Origin of the sequence: Streptomyces colonosanans (assembly GCF_001866645.1) — a bacterium.
GTDB classification, from domain to species: Bacteria; Actinomycetota; Actinomycetes; order Streptomycetales; family Streptomycetaceae; genus Streptomyces; species Streptomyces colonosanans.
Genome location: NZ_MLYP01000039.1, coordinates 209,621 through 231,466 on the forward strand (window position 1 = coordinate 209,621; position 21,846 = coordinate 231,466).

The 21,846-nt window shown below is 71.0% G+C and carries 17 protein-coding genes, 4 tRNA genes and 1 other RNA gene; 12 read left to right on the plus strand and 10 right to left on the minus strand.

Features of this window, described 5'->3' with window-relative positions; all coding sequences use genetic code 11:
• Positions 1–5 precede the first annotated feature (5 nt).
• On the minus strand, positions 6–692 hold the full coding sequence (locus tag BIV24_RS14915) for a TetR/AcrR family transcriptional regulator (protein WP_071366771.1): 687 nt from the start codon (positions 690–692) through the stop codon (positions 6–8).
• Positions 693–826: 134 nt separating this feature from the next.
• On the opposite strand from BIV24_RS14915, the gene BIV24_RS14920 reads away from it, so the two are divergent.
• From BIV24_RS14920 to BIV24_RS14930, 3 genes are all read left to right on the plus strand, one after another.
• Positions 827–1,459, plus strand: coding sequence for an NADPH-dependent FMN reductase (locus BIV24_RS14920; protein WP_071366772.1), 633 nt, complete (start codon positions 827–829; stop codon positions 1,457–1,459).
• A gap of 14 nt (positions 1,460–1,473) precedes the next feature.
• Complete coding sequence (locus BIV24_RS14925; RefSeq protein ID WP_071366773.1) at positions 1,474–2,895, plus strand: DHA2 family efflux MFS transporter permease subunit; 1,422 nt, start codon at positions 1,474–1,476, stop codon at positions 2,893–2,895.
• A gap of 517 nt (positions 2,896–3,412) precedes the next feature.
• On the plus strand, positions 3,413–3,601 hold the full coding sequence (locus BIV24_RS14930; RefSeq protein ID WP_107459451.1) for a hypothetical protein: 189 nt from the start codon (positions 3,413–3,415) through the stop codon (positions 3,599–3,601).
• Positions 3,602–3,676: 75 nt separating this feature from the next.
• Here the strand turns inward: BIV24_RS14930 and BIV24_RS14935 are convergent.
• A tRNA-Ser gene (locus BIV24_RS14935) sits at positions 3,677–3,764 on the minus strand.
• 72 nt (positions 3,765–3,836) lie between these two features.
• On the opposite strand from BIV24_RS14935, the gene ffs reads away from it, so the two are divergent.
• The 6 genes from ffs to BIV24_RS14965 all read left to right on the plus strand — a co-directional run bounded on the left by ffs (position 3,837) and on the right by BIV24_RS14965 (position 13,346).
• An RNA gene (gene ffs, locus BIV24_RS14940) (signal recognition particle sRNA small type) lies at positions 3,837–3,933 on the plus strand.
• An 87-nt stretch (positions 3,934–4,020) separates the two neighbouring features.
• Positions 4,021–6,258: a DNA polymerase III subunit gamma and tau gene (locus BIV24_RS14945; protein ID WP_071366775.1), complete on the plus strand. Its 2,238-nt coding sequence runs from the start codon at positions 4,021–4,023 to the stop codon at positions 6,256–6,258.
• Between the two features lie 201 nt (positions 6,259–6,459).
• On the plus strand, positions 6,460–7,716 hold the full coding sequence (gene purD / locus BIV24_RS14950) for a phosphoribosylamine--glycine ligase (RefSeq protein WP_071366776.1): 1,257 nt from the start codon (positions 6,460–6,462) through the stop codon (positions 7,714–7,716).
• 429 nt (positions 7,717–8,145) lie between these two features.
• Positions 8,146–10,434, plus strand: a complete 2,289-nt coding sequence (locus tag BIV24_RS14955; protein ID WP_177198724.1) for a hypothetical protein — start codon at positions 8,146–8,148, stop codon at positions 10,432–10,434.
• Between the two features lie 429 nt (positions 10,435–10,863).
• The gene (locus BIV24_RS14960) at positions 10,864–12,360 is read left to right on the plus strand and encodes a N,N-dimethylformamidase beta subunit family domain-containing protein (RefSeq protein ID WP_071366778.1); all 1,497 of its coding nucleotides are present in this window, start codon (positions 10,864–10,866) and stop codon (positions 12,358–12,360) included.
• A gap of 86 nt (positions 12,361–12,446) precedes the next feature.
• Positions 12,447–13,346: a phosphoribosylaminoimidazolesuccinocarboxamide synthase gene (locus BIV24_RS14965; RefSeq protein WP_071366779.1), complete on the plus strand. Its 900-nt coding sequence runs from the start codon at positions 12,447–12,449 to the stop codon at positions 13,344–13,346.
• 109 nt (positions 13,347–13,455) lie between these two features.
• Here the strand turns inward: BIV24_RS14965 and BIV24_RS14970 are convergent.
• From BIV24_RS14970 to BIV24_RS15005, 8 genes are all read right to left on the minus strand, one after another.
• A tRNA-Gly gene (locus tag BIV24_RS14970) sits at positions 13,456–13,531 on the minus strand.
• 22 nt (positions 13,532–13,553) lie between these two features.
• Entirely contained in the window at positions 13,554–14,177 is a 624-nt protein-coding gene (locus BIV24_RS14975; RefSeq protein WP_071366780.1) for a response regulator transcription factor, read from the minus strand.
• The gene (locus tag BIV24_RS14980; protein ID WP_071366781.1) at positions 14,174–15,466 is read right to left on the minus strand and encodes a sensor histidine kinase; all 1,293 of its coding nucleotides are present in this window, start codon (positions 15,464–15,466) and stop codon (positions 14,174–14,176) included. The genes BIV24_RS14975 and BIV24_RS14980 overlap by 4 nt, the downstream gene beginning before the upstream one ends.
• 32 nt (positions 15,467–15,498) lie before the next feature.
• Positions 15,499–16,308, minus strand: a complete 810-nt coding sequence (locus BIV24_RS14985) for an ABC transporter permease (protein WP_071366782.1) — start codon at positions 16,306–16,308, stop codon at positions 15,499–15,501.
• Positions 16,305–17,312, minus strand: a complete 1,008-nt coding sequence (locus BIV24_RS14990; protein WP_245766810.1) for an ABC transporter ATP-binding protein — start codon at positions 17,310–17,312, stop codon at positions 16,305–16,307. Before BIV24_RS14990 ends, BIV24_RS14985 begins: the two co-directional genes overlap by 4 nt.
• A gap of 127 nt (positions 17,313–17,439) precedes the next feature.
• Positions 17,440–17,512 (minus strand) — tRNA-Gly (locus BIV24_RS14995).
• A 77-nt stretch (positions 17,513–17,589) separates the two neighbouring features.
• Positions 17,590–17,664: transfer RNA gene (locus BIV24_RS15000), tRNA-Gly, on the minus strand.
• Between the two features lie 287 nt (positions 17,665–17,951).
• Complete coding sequence (locus BIV24_RS15005; protein ID WP_071366784.1) at positions 17,952–18,269, minus strand: histone-like nucleoid-structuring protein Lsr2; 318 nt, start codon at positions 18,267–18,269, stop codon at positions 17,952–17,954.
• A 359-nt stretch (positions 18,270–18,628) separates the two neighbouring features.
• On the opposite strand from BIV24_RS15005, the gene purS reads away from it, so the two are divergent.
• The 3 genes from purS to purL are packed head-to-tail and all read left to right on the plus strand — an operon-like array spanning position 18,629 to position 21,824.
• Positions 18,629–18,892, plus strand: coding sequence for a phosphoribosylformylglycinamidine synthase subunit PurS (gene purS / locus BIV24_RS15010; RefSeq protein ID WP_071366785.1), 264 nt, complete (start codon positions 18,629–18,631; stop codon positions 18,890–18,892).
• Positions 18,889–19,569 (plus strand): phosphoribosylformylglycinamidine synthase subunit PurQ, encoded by a 681-nt coding sequence (gene purQ / locus BIV24_RS15015; protein WP_071366786.1) that lies wholly within the window; start codon positions 18,889–18,891, stop codon positions 19,567–19,569. Before purS ends, purQ begins: the two co-directional genes overlap by 4 nt.
• A complete protein-coding gene (gene purL, locus BIV24_RS15020; RefSeq protein ID WP_071366787.1) occupies positions 19,566–21,824 on the plus strand; it encodes a phosphoribosylformylglycinamidine synthase subunit PurL in 2,259 nt (752 codons plus the stop codon). Before purQ ends, purL begins: the two co-directional genes overlap by 4 nt.
• Positions 21,825–21,846: the final 22 nt, after the last annotated feature.

Here is a 21,846-nt window from a genome sequence, read left to right on the forward strand (position 1 = left end):
CTGGATCACCTGGCGCGGTACGCCCGTAGGAACGCCGCAACGCCGCCTGTGATCAAGCGGTTGGTCTCCTCCTTCGGTAGCGGGAGGACACCGTAGTGCGAGAGCTGCACGATCGAGTGTGAGGTCAGGGTCATGAAGTGAGCACCCGCCATGGCGGCGTCGCCGTGCACATCGATCAGGCCTGCAGTGGCGAGGCCTGCCATAGCGTCGGCGAGCGCGTGGCCGACCGGGCCCGGTCCGGCGTCCTTCCACGCCTCCAGCGCCTCGGGCGGCACGTGGTCGGCCTCGGCGTGGATGTGGCGGACGAGCGCAAAGTGGTCCGGATAGTCGGCCATCAGTCCGACGAACATGCGGGCCAGGGCGACGAGGTCGCGCTCCAGGTCGTCCGGTTGCGGCGGGTGTTCCGGGTCCAGCAGGGCGTGCATCCGGGTGAGTTGGGCGTCCCGCACCTCGCCCGATGTCCAAGTGACGACGGTGCGGAAGAGCTCCGCCTTGCCGCCCGGGAAGTGGTTGTAGAGCGTGCGCGTCGAGACGCCGGCCGCAGCGGCGAGCGCATCGACCGAGGCGCGCGTGTAGCCCTCGCGGCCGAAGACCGCGCAGGCCGCGCCCGCGATGGCGAGCTGCTTCGCCAGCTTCCGGGGCGGGACTTCGCGTCGCGCCCTCTCCAGCCGGGCATCGTTGCCGCTGCCCACATGTGCCTCCTTGCTATCTACAACGAGCGTTGCATTTCTAACAACGAACGTTGCATTTTTAACAACGCACGTTGTACTTTACCGGAGTGGGGGCCGCAGCGGGCGGCCGACCCGCCCAACGAGGGGATATCGCCATGCCTGCCACCGAAGCCGCGCCCACGGCCATCGCCGCTTACGAGGATGCGCCGCTCCGCGTCGCCGTCATCGTCGGCAGCGTTCGCGAGGGCCGCGGGGGCCGTGCCGTCACTGACTGGTTCCTCGGCACCGCCGCGGGCCACGCCGGCCTGGAACTGGATGTCATCGACCTCGTGGACGTCCAACTACCGCTCGTCATGCCCGGCTGGGGCAGCACGCCGAGCCCGGAGGCCGTCGCCGCGCTGGCAGACGTCACACCGCGTCTGGCCGCCGCCGACGCCTTCGTCATCGTCACCCCCGAGTACAACCACAGCTTCCCGGCCGCACTGAAGAACCTCATCGACTGGCACCGCGGGCAGTGGCACGCCAAGCCGGTCGGCTTCGTCTCCTATGGCGGACTCGGCGGGGGCCTGCGTGCCGTCGAGCAGCTCCGACTGGTCTTCGCCGAGCTGCACGCCATGACGGTGCGCGACTCCGTCAGCTTGCACGGGCCGTGGTCGGGCCTCGCGGAAAACGGTTCGCCGCGCGACACGGCCGTGTGCGAGGGCGCGGCCAAGGGCATGCTCGGCCAGCTGGTCTGGTGGGGGCGGGCGCTGCGGGTGGCTCGCGCGACCCTGCCCTACGAGGGCTGAAGGGGGAGCGGGAGATGGCCGTGACACAGACCGTGGGAGGGGCAGTCGAGTCATCGCCGGAGGAGCGCCGGACCGCGCCCACGGCGCTCAACCGAGCGATCGTCGTCGTGATCACCGGCTCCGTGATGTCGGTGCTCGACATGACGATCGTCAACGTCGCGCTGCGCAGCCTCTCCGAGGCGTTCCGCGCCCCGCTTGCGACGATCCAGTGGACCGCGACCGCGTACACGCTTGCGCTCGCCGCCGTCATTCCGACTGCGGGATGGGCGATGGGACGGATCGGCGCCAAGCGCGCATACCTGACAGCCCTCGCGCTGTTCACGCTTGGGTCGCTGCTCGCTGCGTGCGCGTGGGATGCGGGGAGCCTGATCGCGTTCCGCGCGGTGCAGGGGCTCGGCGGTGGGCTGCTCATGCCCGTCGGTATGGCGATGGTGATGCGCGCCGCAGACCGTGCGCGGCTTGGGCGGGCGATGGCGCTGCTCGGGCTGCCCGTTCTCGTCGGGCCGGCCGCCGGGCCGATGTTGGGCGGCTGGCTGATCGACACCGCGTCCTGGCGCTGGATCTTCCTCATCAACCTGCCCCTGGGCGCGGCAGCGTTGGCGCTCGCCGCAACGCTGCTACGGCCCGACGCGCCGGGCGGCACCTCATCGGGCCCCAAGCTCGACGTCCCGGGCCTGCTGATGTTCTCGCCGGGCCTCGCGCTGCTGCTGTTCGGGCTGACTCGGGGCGGAGAGCGCGGTGGCTTCGCCTCGCCCGGCGCGCTCGTCCCCACCCTTGCCGGTGCCGTACTCGTCGCCGCCTTCGTGCGGCGCGCGCTGATGGTCCGTGAGCCGCTGCTCGACCTGTGGCTGCTGCGCGACCGCACGTTCGCAGTCGGGATCGGCACGCTCGCGCTGTTCACATGTGGCTACTTCGGATCGATGCTGCTCGGGCCGATGTACTGGCAGCAGGTGCGGGGCATGAGCGCGACGGCGGCGGGAGCGCTGGGCGCGCCGGTAGCGCTCACTGTCGGGGCGACGATGCAGATCGCCGCGCGGCGCATCGACAAGGCGTCGCCGCGGCGGCTGATCCCGGCCGGGATCGCGGTGGGAGCGCTCGGGATGGCGCTGACGGCGGTTCAGGTCGGAACGGATGGGGTGGCGGCCTGGCGGGTCGTCTGCTCGGCGATGGTCATGGGCGTCGGCTCCGGGATGGTGCTGATGCCGACGATGGCGACCGCCAGCCGCGACCTGCCGAAGGACCGAATGGCCGCGGCGAGCACCGCGTTGAGCATCAACTCGCAGCTGTGGGCGTCGATGGGGACGGCACTCATCTCCGTGGTGCTGGGCTCGGCGGGCGCGGACCCGGCGGGGTTCCGGATCGCGTACGCGGTCGCGGCGGCCGTGCTCGCGCTGGCGCTGCTGCCCGCGTCACTGCTCCCGCACCGGCGGTCGTAACCGGCCGGCCACGAGTACGTCGTCGGCCGCACTGATCACCTCTCGTCACTTCACCACTGAGCGGAGACGAGATGACTCACCCGATCGAGCACCGGTCCTGGGGCCCGCAGGCTCGTCGGCACGGCTTGGATGACCGGACTCGCCTGCGCGCTGCGCCGCGACGGCGTCGATCCGGGCGAGGCTGGCCTGACTGTGGGAACGTCCGCAGGGGCGATCGACGTCTTTGCGAGCGAGCGGTCCGAGCCAGCGCTACGGCGGGACGGAACTGCGGAACGGCGGAATGCCGAAGGCCCCGACTGCACAGCTTGGGTTCTAGGAGTCGTCGCAACACCCCAGTTCAAGGGGTGCGATGGAGTTCGAGATCCGCAAGGTGCGGACGGTGGCGCAAGGCCGTAAGAAGCTGGTCCGTGAGCGGGAGGAATACTTCCGGCTCATGGACCAGGGCCTGACCTGCGGCTGAGTGGGGCTGAACGTAGGTGGTGAACGGCAGCCGACCGGCGGCTTCACGCTTCCCCGCATGCCGTTCCAGCGCTCCCGCGGCCCGATGCGGATCACCGCCGTAGAACGCGCCGCCGCCTTTGCGGCGCTGGGATGCCCGCCGTGGGAGCTCGGGCTGTGCGCCAGCTGCGGCCAGCTGATGCGGCGCTACGGCCGGAACGCCGCCATGAACTGCAACGTGTGCCGGGCCGTTCTCAACGGGCGATAACCGGAACTGCAACCACGGAACGACGAAGGTCCCGACCGCACTGCGGTCGGGACCTTCGTTTCGGCTGGTCAGCCGTGGCGGAGGATACGAGATTCGAACTCGTGAGGGGTTGCCCCCAACACGCTTTCCAAGCGTGCGCCCTAGGCCTCTAGGCGAATCCTCCGCCGGAAACATTACATGACGTTGGGGAGTGCTAGCGAACTCGTTCGGGCCCCGGCGATCGGGTAGGCTGGGGGTCAGCCCCTCACGCGGCGCTATCTGACTGAACTCCCCCAGGGCCGGAAGGCAGCAAGGGTAGGTCGGCTCTGGCGGGTGCGTGGGGGGTCTTGTGCGTTCCGGGGGGAGAGCGCCGGGGAAGGGATGCGGGGCCGCAGCTCGAGCGGGGAGCTTTGTCGGCGGGCGCCTATAACCTCGTATGTGTGTCGTCTCTCGCGTTGTACCGCCGCTATCGCCCGGAGTCGTTCGCCGAGGTCATCGGGCAGGAGCATGTCACTGACCCGCTGCAGCAGGCGCTGCGGAACAACCGGGTCAACCACGCGTACCTGTTCAGCGGTCCGCGCGGCTGTGGAAAGACGACCAGCGCGCGGATTCTGGCCCGGTGCCTGAACTGCGAGAAGGGGCCGACGCCGACGCCGTGCGGCGAGTGCCAGTCCTGTCGGGACCTGGCCAGGAACGGGCCGGGGTCCATCGACGTCATCGAGATCGACGCAGCATCGCACGGTGGTGTCGACGACGCCCGTGACCTGCGGGAGAAGGCCTTCTTCGGGCCTGCGAGCAGCCGGTACAAGATCTACATCATCGACGAGGCCCACATGGTCACGTCGGCCGGTTTCAACGCGCTGCTCAAGGTCGTCGAGGAACCGCCCGAGCACCTCAAGTTCATCTTCGCCACCACCGAGCCCGAGAAGGTCATCGGGACCATCCGGTCGCGTACGCACCACTACCCCTTCCGTCTCGTGCCGCCGGGGACCCTTCGGGACTACCTCGCCGAGGTGTGTCAGAAGGAGGACATCCCCGTCGAGGACGGGGTGCTGCCGCTCGTCGTGCGCGCGGGCGCGGGATCCGTGCGTGACTCGATGTCCGTCATGGACCAGCTGCTGGCGGGCGCGGGCGCCGAGGGTGTGACGTACGCCATGGCCACCTCGCTGCTCGGGTACACGGACGGGTCGCTGCTCGACTCCGTCGTCGAGTCCTTCGCGTCCGGCGACGGGGCCGCCGCCTTCGAGGTCGTGGACCGGATCATCGAGGGGGGCAACGACCCTCGGCGGTTCGTCGCCGACCTGCTGGAGCGGCTGCGGGACCTCGTGATCCTGGCCGCCGTGCCCGACGCCGTGGAGAAGGGGCTCATCGACGCCCCCGCCGACGTACTGGAGCGGATGCAGGCCCAGGCGGGCGTCTTCGGTCCGGCCGAACTGAGCCGCGCCGCCGATCTCGTCAACGAGGGGCTCACCGAGATGCGCGGGGCCACCTCTCCCCGGCTCCAGCTCGAGCTGATCTGCGCGCGCGTACTGCTCCCCGCCGCGTACGGCGACGAGCGGTCCGTCATGGCCCGGCTCGACCGGCTGGAGCGGGGCGTCAGCTTCTCGGGCGGCGGTGCGGGCCCCGCCATGGGGTACGTGCCGGGGCCCGAGGCGCACGGAGGGATGGCCGGGGCGCCGGTGCCGCAGGGGGCGGCGCCCGTTCCGCCCGGTGGCGGTGTCGCGGCGGCCCGGGCCGCGGTGCGCGCCAGTGGGGCATCCGGTCCGGGAGGTCACGAGGGTGAGACGGCGCCCGTTCCGGAACCGCCTGAGACCGCTCCGGCTGCCCCGGCTCCCGCCGCCCCCGCGGCCGCTGAGCCGCAGGCTGCCCCTGCTCCCGCCGCTCCGGGTGCCTGGCCCACCGCTGCCGCCGCGGGCGGTGGCCGGAGGCCCGGCGGGTGGCCCACGGCCGCGCCCGCGGGTGGGGGGCGACCCCCGGCTGCTCCCGCGCAGCCGGCCGCACCCGTGCCGGCCGCACCCGTGCCGGCCGCACCCGTGCCGGCCGCACCCGTGCCGGCTGCCGCTGCCGCACCGGCGGCCGGCGGGCTCGACCCCCGCATGCTCTGGCCGAACATCCTGGAGGCCGTCAAGAATCGCCGCCGCTTCACCTGGATCCTCCTGAGTCAGAACGCTCAGGTGGCGGGCTTCGACGGTACGACGCTGCAACTCGGCTTCGTGAACGCGGGCGCGCGGGACAACTTCGCGAGCAGCGGCAGCGAGGACGTCTTGCGGCAGGCACTGGCCGAGCAGTTCAACGTGCAGTGGAAGATCGAGGCGATCGTCGACCCGTCCGGTGGCTCGGCCGCGCCGGCCGCCGCGGGCTCCGGATCCGGGGGCGGCGGTTTCAACTCGGGAGCGAGCGGCGGATACGGCGGCGCACCCGCCGCGCAGCGCCCCGCACGCCAGCAGTCCGCCCCGGTAGCGCGTCCTGCCGCCCCGGCGGAGCCGGCTCCCTCGCCGGCACCGGTGGCGCCGACGGCACCCGCCGGGCCTCCCGCCCCGGAGCGACACGTGGTCGCCCCCGAGGACGACATGCCGGCGGACGACGACCCCGACCTCGACGAGTCGGCCCTCTCGGGCCATGAACTGATCGTCCGGGAACTGGGGGCGACGGTGGTGGAGGAGTTCTCGAACGAGTAGGGCGCCCAGGGCGAGCGAAAAGGACAAGGGGAAGCGGCGGAACGGGTAAGGGCGAGGGCTCGGAGGACGGCGGGCCCCCCTTTTCCCGGATCCGCTCGGGACGAACTCCCGGCCCGCTTGGGACGAACCCACAAATCCCCGCCCCGCTCCGCTTCAGTGGCCCGCACAAAGCCGTCGGGCTGCGCCCGTTAGGCTGACCCCGTGAAGGTTCTCGTCATCGGTAGTGGTGCCCGCGAGCACGCCCTGTGCCGTTGTCTCTCGCTCGACCCCGACGTCACCGCGCTGCACTGCGCCCCCGGAAACGCGGGGATTGCCGAGGTGGCCCAACTGCATCGGATCGACGCTCTCGACGGAGAGGCCGTGGCCGCGCTGGCCACCGACCTCGGCGTCGAGCTGGTCGTCGTGGGCCCGGAGGCGCCGCTCGTCGCGGGTGTCGCCGACGCCGTGCGCGAGGTGGGGATCCCGGTCTTCGGCCCCTCCCAGGAGGCCGCACAACTGGAAGGCTCCAAGGCCTTCGCCAAGGACGTGATGGCGGCCGCGGGCGTACCCACCGCCCGTTCGTACGTCTGCACGACCGTCCAGGAGGTCGAGGAGGCGCTCGATGCCTTCGGCGCCCCGTACGTCGTGAAGGACGACGGCCTCGCCGCCGGCAAGGGCGTCGTCGTCACCACGGACCTGGAGGCCGCGAAGGCGCATGCGGCCGACTGCGAGCGCGTCGTCATCGAGGAGTTCCTCGACGGACCCGAGGTGTCCCTGTTCGCCGTCACCGACGGCGAGACGGTCCTCCCCCTTCAGCCGGCCCAGGACTTCAAGCGCGCCCTGGACGGTGACGAGGGGCCGAACACCGGTGGCATGGGCGCGTACTCGCCGTTGCCGTGGGCCGACCCGAAGCTGGTCGAGGAGGTCCTGCGGACCGTTCTGCAGCCCACCGTCGACGAGATGCGCCGCCGCGGCACCCCGTTCTCCGGGCTGCTGTACGCGGGGTTGGCGATCACCTCGCGCGGTGTGCGGGTCATCGAGTTCAACGCCCGGTTCGGAGACCCCGAGACCCAGGTCGTCCTCGCCCGTCTGAAGACCCCGCTCGCCGGTGTACTGCTGGCCGCCGCCAAGGGCACCCTCGCCGACCTCGAGGCCCTGCGCTGGAGCGACGACGCGGCGGTCACCGTGGTCGTGGCCTCGCACAACTACCCCGGCACCCCGCGCACCGGCGACCCGATCACCGGGCTCGACGAAGTGGCGGCCCAGGACGCCCCGTTCGCGTACGTCCTGCACGCCGGTACCCGGAGCGAGGGCGGCGCGGTCGTGAGCGCGGGCGGACGTGTGCTGTCGGTCACGGCGACCGGCGCGGATCTGGCCGAGGCGCGCCGTCGGGCGTACAGGGCCGTCGGCCGCATCGGGCTCGACGGATCCCAGCACCGTACGGACATCGCGGCGAAGGCCGCGGAAGCCGCAGTCTGAGCGCCCGGGCGCAGCACGGGCCGATGCCGTAGCGCGGCCCGAAGACCCCATGGGCCCCGCATCCGTCTCGGGATTCGGGGCCCTTGCCATGAGCGGGCCATGAGTAGGCCATGGGTCGGCCACGAGCAGGGGCCTGAGCAATCGAGGGGCTGATCCTTGCCCTGCTCCTTGCCCTGCGTCATCCACCTTTCCCCAAAGCCATTCCATCGAGTGACCGGTGCCCCATCCTGCTGACGATGGCCGGAGCCCCAACTAGGGTGCGGCGCAGGCGTTCCGGCACTTGGCCCACCGGCATTGCGATGTCAGTGACGGATGCCACAGTGGGGGAGTGAGCAACGCACGGGCATCCGGCGGCGATTTCCGTGACGGAGACCGTCACGGCGTGTGTCGCGCCAAACAGAGGCGGGACAGAGGGGGTGACGGCCGGTCGTGATCGGTATAGGTGTGGAGGCGGGCGCGCAGGCCGCGCGTTCCCGGGCCCTCGCCGTGCTGCGGGTCCGCAGCAGGGCACTGGCCGTTGCCCTGCTGCCCGCAGCGGTTGCTGTGGTGCTGTTCGTCGGCGGCTCCACCGGTCACATCAGCGGTGCGCACTGGGCGACCGTGCGCTGGATCGTGGCCGCTGTCGCCGCGGTCGTCCTGCTCTCCGCCGCCGGTGTCGCCCTCGTCGTCGCCCGCGCCCGCCCGGCCATCAGTCCTACGGTCCCGATCGCCGAGGACACGGCCCCCGATCTGTACCGCATGGTCCGGGACCTGGCCGACCGCCTCGACGTCCCCGCCCCCTCCGCGATAGCACTCACCCCGGACTGCGACAGCTGGCTGGAGGATCGCGCCCACCCCGCGCACAACCCGCCGCCTTCCGCGTCCGCGCACGAGATACCGGGTGTTCGGGGGATACGCGGCCTGTCGGCACCCCGGCACCACCACGCCCCGACCGCGCCCGTGCTCGTCATCGGCTCACCGTTCCTGTGGTGGATGCGAGTGGGCGAGTTGCGCGCGGTCCTCGCCCCGGTCGTCGCCGGTACGGGACCGTCGGCGCACCCGGACATAGCGGCGGCGCGTCGTTTCGTGCGGGGGTTGGACGCGGCCGTGGCCGTGACGTCGGCGCCTGCGCACGGACCCCTGACCCGTATGGTGCTGGCCGGTGTCGGCTGGGTGACCCGTCTGCTGCTGCGGAGCTGTCGCGGGCACGCGGCGGAGATGGAGCGGGGCGTGGCCGCGGCTGCGGCCGAGCATGCACAGGCTGTGGACTACGGTCTGCGGATCGTCGCCCAGGAACAGGTCGGCCTGGCGTACGCGGGCTGGGACCGGCTCCTGACCCGGGTCGCGCTGCCGGCCTGGCGGATGGGCCGCTGGCCGTCACGCCTGGATGCGGGCGTGGTCGCGGCGCTTACGGAACTTTCGCGCCGGGACCGACTGGCCGAGGCCTTCGCCTCCCGCCTGGGTGAGCGGCCGGCCTGCGATCTGCTGGAAGAACCCGGCGTCGTGGACGAGGCCGCGTCGCTGCTCGCGGCCCGACTCTTCCACGGCGGCCCGGCCCGGCCCGGCCGCAACTGGGCCCCGGTGGACTGGCAGGAGTACCCGGACGAGGTCGTCGACCGCACATGGCGCATGGATGCGGCCCGCCTGTACCGCGTTCTGGACGCCCTGGGCGTCCACCACGTCACGGACACGACCACACCCGACGCGGACGGGCCGACCCTGGACCGGGTACTGGAGTACCTGACGGTCCGGGTGGACGGGGGTGAGGGCGGAAAGGGGCCGGGCACCGCACGCGTGAGGGGTGCAGGGTGGGCCGAGCAGGCCGGACAGGTGCAGCGGCGCGGGAGGACCGAGCCGGTCGGGCCGAACGAGCGGGCCGAGAGGGCTTCCGGTGGTGCGGCGATACCCGAGACCGCGGGAACGCCAGGCGACGAGGGCGCGTCCGACGGCCCACGCGGCCTCGCGGGTGAAGGCGCACCGGAGGGCGTACAAGCCCCGGGCGCCGGAAGGAGGGCGGATGGCGATCGAGCCCCGGGCGGCGAACGCGAGCCCGACTCTCTACGTGCCCCGCGGGACGACAATGCCTCCGGCGAGAAGGCTCTCCACAGTGCCGCGGAGGCATCCGCCCCCGGAGATGTGCCGCCAGGCGACACGACCACCTCTGACGACGGAGGCACACCGCAGGAGGCGACAACTCCCCACGATGGAGGCGCGGAAGGGGAGACGGCAGCCCCTGACGCCGGAGGTGCCACGAGTGACGCATGCGTCCTCGATGGCGACGGCGGCCGGGCGGACGTGTTCCCCCCCGACGACGAGGGCCTCGTCGCCAGTGGGCGGACCGCTGCTCTCCTCGCCGGGCTCAGTGCCGCGGTGGCGCGGGAGGAGGCGGGCGCCGGGGCGATACCGAGCGGCGGGGGCGCCGGGCAGCCGGCGGGCCCGGACCGGGCGTTGTGGGACGACGGGACGCTGCCGCTGTTCCCGCTCCAGCCGCCCCGCACGGGCCGTGAACTGCTCGTCGACCACGTCACCGCGATGGTGTGCTGCGCCGCGATGGACACGGCGGGAGCGGCGCCGGGCCTCGACTGGCTGGACGGCCCGTCCCTCCTGGTCAAGGGCGAGCGCATGGTCGACCTGGCGCCCCGAGTCCTCACCCTCGTCGAGGAGGGCGACCCGGTCCCGCTGCGGACCTGGCTCGTCCACCTGGGCATACGCCCGGAGAAGCCGGTCCGGTTGGTCTGACCCCGGGGGCCGGGTACGCCGGCCGGGCCACCCCCTCACCGGGCCCCTCGGCCTCATCGCATCCCTCGTCTGCACCGTGACAACGGCCCGCCCGGATCCCACCCGGCCCGCACCGGCCCCGCGCACCCCGGACCAGGCCCCGTCAGGACCCCCGCCCGGCCTGCATCGGCCCCACGGAACCCGGTGCTCCGACCAGATGCCGTCATCCGCACCCGAAGTGTCCAGAGGCGGTCATCACCCTTCCCACCTGCGGAAACGCCCCACACGGCACGACCGCAACCCCTACCGCTGGCCGGAGCCCCCTATTCCGGTCACGTCAATTCACGACGAACGGTGACGGAGTGGGTGCGTAATGTGATGTGCTGGGACCGATCGAGCGCAAGCAACGGGCTTACGAGGGCTCACGGGGGACGAGGGAGGGGACATCGTATGGGCTCGGAGCACGTCCATCGCTGGGAGTCGGGCGCTCTCGCGCATGCCGTGACGGACCCCTTCGGCCAGGGTCCGGTTCCCTGGCTGCGGGGCAGTGAGACGTATTTCGACGACACGGGCCACGTGGTCCCCTGGTACGTGGATCCGACGCCGCCCGCCATCCCGTCCCAGGCCAAGGGAGCACGCATCCCGGCCCCGCGCACCAGCGGCCCGCGCTCCGCCGACGACGTCCACGGCCAGATCAAGGGCTTCACCTCCGCCGGCGCGGTCGCCCCCGGCGAGGCCATCGACTTCCACGTCACGGTCGACCCGCCCCAGGAGTTCGGCGTCGATGTCTACCGGATCGGGCACTACGGCGGCGACGGGGCATCCAAGATCACCACCAGCCCCCGCCTCTCCGGCATCGTCCAGCCGCCCCCGCTCACCGCCGACCGCACGGTCTCCTGCCACCACTGGTGGCTCTCCTGGCGACTGCAGATCCCGTCGTACTGGAGCATCGGCGCCTACGTGGCGGTCCTCACCACCGCTGACGGGTACCGCTCCCACGTCCCCTTCACCGTCCGCGACGCCCGCCCGGCGGACCTGCTCCTGCTGCTCCCCGACATCACATGGCAGGCGTACAACCTCTACCCGGAGGACGGCCACACGGGCGCCAGCCTGTACCACGCCTGGGACGACAACGGCCGGCTGCTCGGCGAGGCCGACGCCGCGACCACGGTCTCCTTCGACCGCCCCTACGCCGGAGCGGGCCTGCCCCTGCACGTCGGCCACGCCTACGACTTCATCCGCTGGGCCGAGCGCTACGGCTACGACCTCGCCTACGCCGACGCCCGCGATCTGCATGCCGGCCGTGTCGACCCCACCCGCTACCGAGGCCTCGTCTTCCCGGGCCATGACGAGTACTGGTCGACGCAGATGCGCCGCACCGTGGAACTCGCCCGCGAACACGGCACCTCGCTCGTCTTCCTCTCCGCCAACACCATGTACTGGCAAGTGGAGTTGGGCCCGTCCCCGTCCGGCGTCCCCGACCGGCTGCTCACCTGCCGCAAGCGCCGCGGCCCAGGAAAGCCGACGCTGTGGCGGGAAATCGACCGTCCCGAGCAGGAGATGATCGGGATCCAGTACGCGGGCCGGGTGCCCGAACCGAACCCCCTCGTCGTCCGCAACGCCGGCCACTGGCTGTGGGAGGCGACCGGCGCCCACGAGGGCGACGAGCTGCAGGGAATGGTGGCCGGGGAGGCCGACCGCTACTTCCCGCGCGCTCCGCTGCCCGAGCACCTGGGCCGCATCCTCCTCGCCCACTCTCCGTACCGGGACGGCGAGGGCGTCCTGCGCCACCAGGAGACCTCCCTCTACCGGGCTCCCTCCGGCGCCCTGGTCTTCGCGTCCGGAACGTTCGCCTGGTCCCCCGCACTGGATCGCCCCGGCCACGTGGACGCTCGGGTCCAGCAGGCCACCGCGAACCTGCTGGACCGCATCTGCAAACGGGACTGACCCCTCTCTTCCCGGCCCCCCGGGTCCGGCTCGGCATCCGCATACGGGAGAATCGAGCCAGTTGGAGAGAACCACGGGGAGGAACCGTGTCCGGATTCGTAGAAAAGCCCGAGCCCGTCCAGGTGCCGGGTCTGGTGCATCTGCACACCGGGAAGGTGCGCGAGCTGTACCAGAACGAGGCGGGCGACCTCGTGATGGTCGCCAGCGACCGCATGTCCGCATTCGACTGGGTGCTGCCGACCGAGATCCCGGACAAGGGCCGGATCCTCACCCAGCTCTCGCTCTGGTGGTTCGACCGACTCGCCGACCTGGTCCCGAGCCACGTCCTGAGCACCGAACTTCCGCCCGGCGCGCCCGCCGACTGGGCCGGCCGCACTCTCGTCTGCAAGTCCCTGCGGATGGTTCCCGTGGAGTGCGTGGCCCGCGGCTATCTCACCGGCTCGGGACTCGCCGAGTACCGCACGTCCCGCACCGTCTGCGGCCTTGCCCTCCCCGAGGGCCTGGTCGACGGCTCGGAGCTGCCCGCGCCGATCTTCACCCCCGCCACCAAGGCCGCGGTCGGCGAGCACGACGAGAACGTCTCCTACGAGGAGGTCGCCCACCAGGTCGGCGCCGAGACCGCCGCCCAGCTGCGGCAGGTGACCCTCGCCGTCTACGGCCGGGCCCGCGACATCGCCCGCGAGCGCGGGATCATCCTCGCGGACACCAAGTTCGAGTTCGGCTACGACGGCGACACCCTCATCCTCGCTGACGAGGTGCTCACCCCGGACTCCTCCCGCTTCTGGCCGGCGGACCAGTGGGAGCCGGGCCGCCCCCAGCCATCGTTCGACAAGCAGTTCGTACGGAACTGGCTCACTTCACCGGCCTCCGGCTGGGACCGCGCGAGCGAGCAGCCTCCGCCTCCGCTGCCGTCGGAGGTCGTGGAGGGGACCCGGGCGAAGTATGTGGAGGCGTACGAGCGACTGACGGGCGTCAGCTGGTCGTAGCCGGGGACGTCCCCCGGGGTCCGGCGACCGGCCGGGTCCCGGGCGCCCACGGGGCCCCTGCCCGGACATGCCGAAGGCCCCGGTCGTCATGACCGGGGCCTTCGGCATCTGGAGCGGACGACGAGGCTCGAACTCGCGACCTCAACCTTGGCAAGGTTGCGCTCTACCAACTGAGCTACGTCCGCACTGCGCGGTGCGCGAGAGCAACTATACCCAACCTCGCTCGCGCGCGAGGCGTACTGCCGCATGCCGGTTGTCCGCACCCAGCTTGGTCACCGCCGACGACAGGTAGTTCCGTACGGTTCCCGGGGACAGCGCGGCCCGCTCGGCGATCTCCGTGACGGGCGCTCCGTCGGTGGCCAGCTCCAGCACCTCGGCCTCGCGTGCGGTCAGCGGCGAGTCCCCGGCGGAGATCGCGTCGGCGGCCAACTCCGGGTCGATGTAGCGGTTTCCGGCGTGCACGGTGCGGATGATCTCGGCGAGCCGCTGGGCGCTGACGGTCTTCGGGACGAACCCGCGTACCCCCGCCGCAAGCGCCCGCTTCAGATGCCCGGGCCGCCCGTGACCGGTGACGATCAGCACCCGGCAGCCGGGGAGTTCGGTGCGCAGGGATGTGGCGACCTTCACACCGTCCGCGCCGGGCATCTGCAGATCCAGTACGGCGACGTCGGGCGCGTGCGCCCGCGCCATGGCCAGTGCCTCCGGTCCGCTGGCCGCCTCCGCGACGACCAGCAGGTCGTTCTCCAGCGAGAGCAACGCGGCGAGCGCACCGCGAATGAGGTGCTCGTCGTCGGCCAGCAGCAGCCGTATGGGTGGGGGAGACGTCGTCATAGGGTGACCTCGTTCAAGGGGGCGGGCTCGCTCGTCGGGCGGGTGGCTCGCGGTAGCGCGTCGGGTGCCGACAACGGCACCTCGGCGGTCAGCCGGAACCGGCCGCGCTCCGCCGGCCCGGCGCGCAGCGTGCCGCCGAGTTCCGAGAGCCGTTCGTGCAGCCCGGCGAGCCCGGAACCCGGCAGGTTGCCGGTGGGGGTCTCGGGCACCCCGTCGTTCTCCACGGACAGCTCGGCCTGGTTTCCGGTCACGCTCAGGGACACGGTGCACTGCCGGGCGTCGCCGTGCCGCAGGATGTTCGTGGCGGCCTCCCGGACCACCCAGCCGAGGGCGGACTGCACCGGGGTGGGCAGGCCGGTGGCCGAGCCGGTGACTGTGCAGTCGATGCCTGCGGCAGCCAGTACGCCCTGGGCACCGGCGAGTTCGGCGCCGAGGTCGGCTTCACGGTAGCCGCGGACCACGGCGCGCACCTCGCGCTGTGACTCCTGCGCCAGCCGCTGTACCTCGATCATCTGCTCCACGGCCTCGGGCCGCCCGCGTCGGCCCAGCTGCACCGCCAGCTCGGCCTTCAATGCGATGACGGCGAGGTTGCGTCCCAGTACATCGTGCAGGTCCCGCCCGAACCGCAATCGCTCCTCGGCGACGGCGAGCCGGGCCTCGACCTCGCGGGCCCGTTCGGATTCCCACAGCACCGACAGGGTCCAAGCGCCGCAGCGAGAAGCGAGCAGCGACAAGCCCACCGCGAAGGCGGCCACGACACCGGTCATCAGGACGTCGCCGAGCGTCCCTCGGGCGAGCCAGGCTGCCGCCATGAGGACCACCGTCAGGACGGCGGACCGCCGCAGGACCACGGGCACCGGCGTCACCATCCCGTACACCAGGCCGAACGGCAACAGAGCGGCGCCGAGCGCCAGCCGCGCCGTCCACGGGGCGAAGCCACCGATGGCGGTCAGCACCAGTGGCAGGACGAGCGCGGGGACCAGCAGGGCGACGGTCATGCCCAGCGCGCGTGCGGGCAGGGGGCTGCGGTGCAGGTAGTGGTCGAGCGCGCGCCGCATGAGCTGGTTGGCGGCCACGCACTGCAGCCCACCGACGACCAGCAGCAGCCCGCCGAGGGCCAGCGGCAGTGGCCGGTGGCGCAGCTCTCCGGCCACGGGCAGCGCCAGCCACGTGAGCGAGAACACCCAGACCGTGGCGCGCCACGTGATGATGCTCTGCAACTCGACTCGTTCGGCCTTGCTGCGTTCACGCCAGTGGCGCCGCTGCCACCTCCTTATCCCACCGAACACCGTCGCCCTCTTCCTTGCTGTCCCCTGCGCGGTCAGCGCCGCGGTTCCCAACGGAACCACCGCCGTACAGCAAACACGGTCACTCCCGCCCAGGCCAGAGCGATGACCAGGGCCCGTTGGGCCTCGTACGCGCTCAGTTCACCGGTCCAGCCGCCGCGGACCAGGGTGATCACCGGCGACAGCGGGAGCAGTGCGCACCCGGCGGCCAGACGATCGGGCAGCAGCTGGAGCGGGACCATGATCCCCGAGCCCATCGCAGAGACCATCACCAGCGGGAGGGAGGTGACCTGCGCGCTCTCGGTGGTCCTGGTCCAGGCCGCGGTCACCGCCGCGAGACCGCCGCACAGGACCAGACCCAACAACACTCCGGCGACCGCGAGGTGGGGAGCGTGCGGGGCCGGTACGTCGAGCAGTGCCGTGCACGCGGCCACCAGGATCAGCGTCTGTGTCAGCCCTGTGAAGACGGCCGGCAGCGCGGACCCGGCGAGGATCTCCGTATCGCGCAGCTCGCCGGTGCGCAGCCGCTTGAGGACGAGCTGCTCACGTCGGGTGACGAACACGCCGACGAGTGTGGAGTACACGGCGAACAGCAGCGAGAAGCCGATCGCGGCGGGGAGCATGACCAGCCCGATGGTGAGTCCGGCGTCCTCCAGATTCATGTCCTTGGCCGCCGTGTGCACGCTGAAAGGCAGCAGGAACGGCACGACCACGGCCGCGACCAGCGTGCCCTTGCTCCGCGTGAACAGGATCAGTTCGGCCCGGGCGAGCGCGGCCATGCGGCCCAGAGGAGTGGTGGCGCCGCTGCTGCGGGTGGCCGGAGCGGTGGTGCGTGTGCTGCTCATGCCGCGTGCTCCTTCTGACGTGCCGTGGAGGCCTCGCGGGCGATCCCGAGGAACGCCTCCTCCAGCGAGGCCGATCGCGCGTCCAGTTCGCGCAGTTCCACCCCGGCGTGCCGGGCCCACAGCAACAGTTCCGTAGCCGTCCGCTGCAGTTCGCGCGTGCGCAGCCGTACGACCCGGGCGTCCAGCTCGTGGTCGCACACACCCAGTTCGGGGAGCGGTGGCAGGTCTCCCAGGGCGTACCCCTCGGGCAGCCGGAACGAGATCCGGGACGGTTGCGCGGCGGTCACCTCGGCCGGGGTGCCGGTGGCGGCAATGCGCCCCTCGTGCAGGATCGCGAGCCGGTCCGCAAGGCTTTCGGCCTCCTCCAGGTAGTGCGTGGTGAGCAGCACGGTCGTCCCGGCATCGCGCAGCGCTCGCACCAACTCCCAGGTGTCCCGGCGTCCTTCGGCGTCCAGACCGGTCGTCGGCTCATCCAGGAACAGCACCTCGGGGTCGCCGAGTAGCGCGAGCGCCAGGTCCAGGCGGCGCCGCTCACCGCCCGACAGCTGCTTGACCCGTACATCCGTCCGCCGTTCGAGACCGACCAGCGCCAGCACTTCGCGGGGCGGCCGTGCCCCGCTCACGCAGCCCGCCCACATCCGCGCGGTCTCGGCGACGGTCAGCTCGGACGGGAAGCCGCCCTCCTGCAGCATCACCCCGGTGCGTGGCCGTATCGCGGCCCTTCCCCAAGGTTTCGACTTCGCTCGACCAGGGGGGACTCCGGTGGCGTAGGGGTCGTGGCCCAGCACCCGCACCCGCCCTCCGGCCGGTGCCGCCAGTCCCTCCAGTAGCTCGACCGTCGAGGTCTTGCCCGCGCCGTTGGTGCCCAGCAGGGCGAAGACCTCGCCGCGTTTCACGTGAAACGTGATCCCGCGTACGGCCTCGAACCCGCCCTCGTACACGCGCCGTAGGTCTGTGACCTCTATCACGTGCTCGTGTTCTGTCATCGTGCCCATGGCTGTCATGGATTCAGCGTCCCGGGCGCCGGAGCCCGGCTGCAGTGCGCGGTGTCATCGCTCGGCATGACAAATGTCAGACGCTCGACGGGCACCAGAAAGGCCCCGGTCCACTGGACCGGGGCCTTTCTTTCTGAGCGGACGACGAGGCTCGAACTCGCGACCTCAACCTTGGCAAGGTTGCGCTCTACCAACTGAGCTACGTCCGCATTGCCTCCGACCGGCTCTCACCGATCGGTGCGAGCACCAGCCTACCTGATCCACAAGGATGGTCGGACCGATGCCATGGAGCGGGTGACAGGAATTGCACACTGCGCCTCCCCCTTGGAAAGGGGGTGTTCTGCTACTGAACTACACCCGCGTGTCCCTTGGGGTTTCGGCCTTTCGGCCTTGCCCCTCGGCGTGCTCCAGACTCTATCTGATCACCAGGGGGGCAATGCAAGTCGGCTGCGGGCGAGGGCCGATGAGGGTGTGAGCGGGTGGCGGCGGGCGGCCGGGGAGTGCGCTTGCGGGGGTGCCCATGGCGAGACGCTCCGGGCGTCCGGGGCCAGGGGTCGACAGCCGATGGGACTGCAGCGGGGGCGGCTGGATGCCGCCACCCGGGCAGAGGGTGGGCCCGGTCGGGTCTGCCGGGTCCGCCCGAACGTGTCAGTGCGCCTGCGCGAACGCCTCGTACACCTTCTTGGGGATGCGGCCCCGAGGCGGTACGTCCATGTTGTGGGAGCGAGCCCAGGCGCGGACGGCAGCCGGGTCGGGCGTCAATGCCGTGTGCGTGTACGCCTTCCCGGACTTCGCCTTCTTGCGGCCGGCCTCGACGTACGGCGCCAGCACCTTACGCAGTTTCTTGGCGTTGGCTTGATTGAGGTCGATCTCGTACGACTTGCCGTCCAGTCCGAAGACGATCGTTTCCGCCGCTTCTGAGCCGTCGATGTCGTCAAAGAGAGTGACTACGACACGCTGCGCCACGAATATCGGTCCCTTCGTGCGGCACCTTCGCGACCACCCTCCGCGACGTGCGCAGACGTCAGGGAGATGTCGGAGAGATGTCGACTGTCCGGCAGTAATTGAGCGAAGTATCGGCTATTGCCTTTTCCTTTGTACAGTGCCTGGCATTGCGCTGTGAAGACCGATGGAATGCCTCCGCGTGTCCGCACGCATTGCCCTCCCGTGTCTTCTGCGGTTTTTCCAAGGATTTTCCGTGCACATCCCGCGGTCACTGTCGGACCGTGATGGAAGTCACGTAGGATCCTACGAATCTACGCGAGTAGAAATTTTGTACGGGTAGTCTGAAGGGACCTGCTCAGCACCACACATCGGGAGTGCCAGTGGCACGCGTCGTAGTCGACGTCATGCTCAAGCCGGAGATCCTCGACCCGCAGGGCCAGGCGGTGCAGCGCGCACTGCCGCGGCTCGGATTCGAGGGCATCTCCGATGTACGTCAGGGAAAGCGATTCGAACTCCAGGTGGACGGGCCGGTTGACGACGCCGCGCTCGCCCGCATCCACGATCTCGCGGAATCCTTCCTCGCCAACACCGTGATCGAGGACTTCACCGTCAAGGTGGAGGAAGTGGCGGAGGCCGCGAAGTGACCGCTCGTATTGGCGTCGTCACTTTCCCGGGCAGTCTGGACGACCGCGACACCCAGCGCGCGATCCGCCTCGCGGGCGCCGAACCGGTCGCTCTCTGGCACAAGGACAAGGACCTCCAGCAGGTCGACGCCGTCGTGCTGCCGGGCGGCTTCTCGTACGGCGACTATCTGCGCGCCGGTGCCATCTCCCGCTTCTCGCCGGTGATGGAGACCGTCATCGAGCAGGCGAAGGCCGGTCTGCCGGTCCTCGGTATCTGCAATGGCTTCCAGGTCCTCACCGAGGCCCATCTCCTCCCGGGCGCGATGCTCGGCAACAACCACCTCCACTTCATCTGCCGCGACCAGAAGCTGCGGGTGGAGAACGCGGAGACCTCCTGGACCAGCGACTACGAGAGCGGCCAGGAGATCCACATCCCGCTGAAGAACATGGACGGCCGCTACGTCGCCGACGAGTACACGCTCGACAAGCTGGAGGCCGAGGGCCGGGTGGTGTTCCGCTACCTCGACTTCAACCCCAACGGCTCGCTCCGCGACATCGCCGGCATCACCAACGAGGCCGGTAACGTCGTCGGCCTCATGCCGCACCCCGAGCACGCCGTCGAGCCGCTGATCGGTACGGGCCGTACCGACGGCCTCCCGTTCTTCACCTCGATCCTCAAGAAGCTGGTGGGCGCATGAGCCGGACGCCTCTGGACACGGTCGAACACGCGACCGCGACCCCCGACGTCGAGCTGCCCTGGGCCGAACTCGGCCTGAAGAAAGACGAGTACGAGCGGATCGTCGAGATCCTGGGCCGCCGCCCCACCGGCGCCGAGCTCGCCATGTACTCGGTCATGTGGTCCGAGCACTGCTCGTACAAGTCCTCCAAGGTCCACCTCCGCCAGTTCGGCGAGAAGGCCCCCGAGTCCGACGCCCTGCTCGTGGGCATCGGCGAGAACGCCGGTGTCGTGGACGTCGGTCAGGGGTACGCGGTCACCTTCAAGGTCGAGTCGCACAACCACCCCTCGTACGTCGAGCCCTACCAGGGCGCGGCCACGGGCGTCGGCGGCATCGTGCGCGACATCATCGCGATGGGCGCTCGGCCGGTCGCCGTCGTCGACCCCCTTCGCTTCGGCGCGGCCGACCACCCGGACACCAAGCGTGTGCTGCCCGGCGTCGTCGCCGGCATCGGCGGCTACGGCAACTGCCTCGGCCTGCCCAACATCGGCGGCGAGGTCGTCTTCGACGCCTGCTACCAGGGCAACCCGCTGGTCAACGCCGGTGCCATCGGTGTGATGCGGCACGAGGACATCCACCTCGCGAAGGCGTCCGGCGCGGGCAACAAGGTCATCCTGTACGGGGCCCGGACCGGCGGTGACGGCATCGGCGGCGCGTCGATCCTGGCCTCCGAGACCTTCGACGACGCGAAGCCCTCCAAGCGCCCCGCCGTTCAGGTCGGCGACCCCTTCCAGGAGAAGCTCCTCATCGAGTGCACCCTGGAGGCCTTCCGGGAGAAGCTGGTCGTCGGCATCCAGGACCTGGGCGCGGCCGGCCTGTCGTGTGCCACCTCCGAACTGGCCTCCAACGGCTCCGGCGGCATGCGCGTGACGCTGGACGACGTACCGCTGCGCGACTCGACGCTCTCGCCCGAGGAGATCCTCATGAGCGAGTCGCAGGAACGGATGTGCGCGGTCGTCGAGCCGGAGAAGGTCGACCGGTTCCTGGAGATCTGCGCCAAGTGGGACGTCATCGCCACGGTCATCGGCGAGGTGACTGACGGCGACCGACTGGAGATCTACTGGCACGGCGGGAAGATCGTCGACGTCGACCCGCGGACGGTCGCCCACGAGGGGCCGGTGTACGAGCGCCCGTACGCCCGTCCGCAGTGGCAGGACGAACTCCAGGCGGATGACGCGAACAAGCTGCCGCGTCCGGCCACCGCCGAGGAGCTCAAGGAGCAGGTTCTCAAGCTCGTCGGTTCCCCCAACCAGGCATCGAAGTCCTGGATCACCTCGCAGTACGACCACTTCGTACAGGGCAACACGGTCCTTGCCCAGCCCGAGGACTCCGGGATGATCCGTATCGACGAGACGTCCGGGCTCGGTGTCGCCATCGCCACCGACGGCAACGGCCGCTATGCGAAGCTCGACCCGTACGCGGGCGCGCAGCTCGCGCTCGCCGAGGCGTACCGCAATGTGGCCACCACCGGCGCCAAGCCGCTGGCCGTCTCCGACTGCCTGAACTTCGGCTCGCCCGAGGACCCGGCCGTCATGTGGCAGTTCGCGGAGGCGGTCCGCGGACTCGCCGACGCCTGCCTGCAGCTCGGCACCCCGGTGACCGGCGGCAATGTCTCCCTCTACAACCAGACGGGCGACGCCGCCATCCACCCGACGCCGGTGGTCGCGGTCCTCGGCGTGATCGACGACGTGGCCCGGCGCACCCCGGTCGCCTTCCAGGAGCACGGCCAGTTGCTCTACCTTCTCGGCGACACCCGTGAGGAGTTCGGTGGTTCGGCCTGGTCGCAGGTCGTCCACGACCACCTCGGCGGTCTGCCCCCGCGGGTCGACCTGGAACGTGAGCGCCTGCTCGGCGAGATCCTGATCTCGGCCTCCCGCGACGGCATGATCGACTCCGCGCACGACCTGTCCGACGGTGGCCTGATCCAGGCCGTGGTCGAGTCGGCGCTGCTCGGCGGGAAGGGCGCGCGGCTGATCGTGCCGGACGGCCTCGACGCCTTCACCTTCCTCTTCTCCGAGTCGGCCGGCCGCGCGATCGTCGCCGTGCCGCGCTCCGAGGAGGTCCGCTTCAACGACATGTGCGGTGCACGCGGCCTGCCGGCCACCCGCGTCGGTGTCGTCGACGGGGAAACGGTCGAGGTGCAGGGCAAGTTCGCGCTGACCCTGGAGGAGCTGCGCAAGGTCCACGAGGAGACCATGCCGGCGCTGCTGGCGTGACCACACCCGTGAGGGGCCCCGT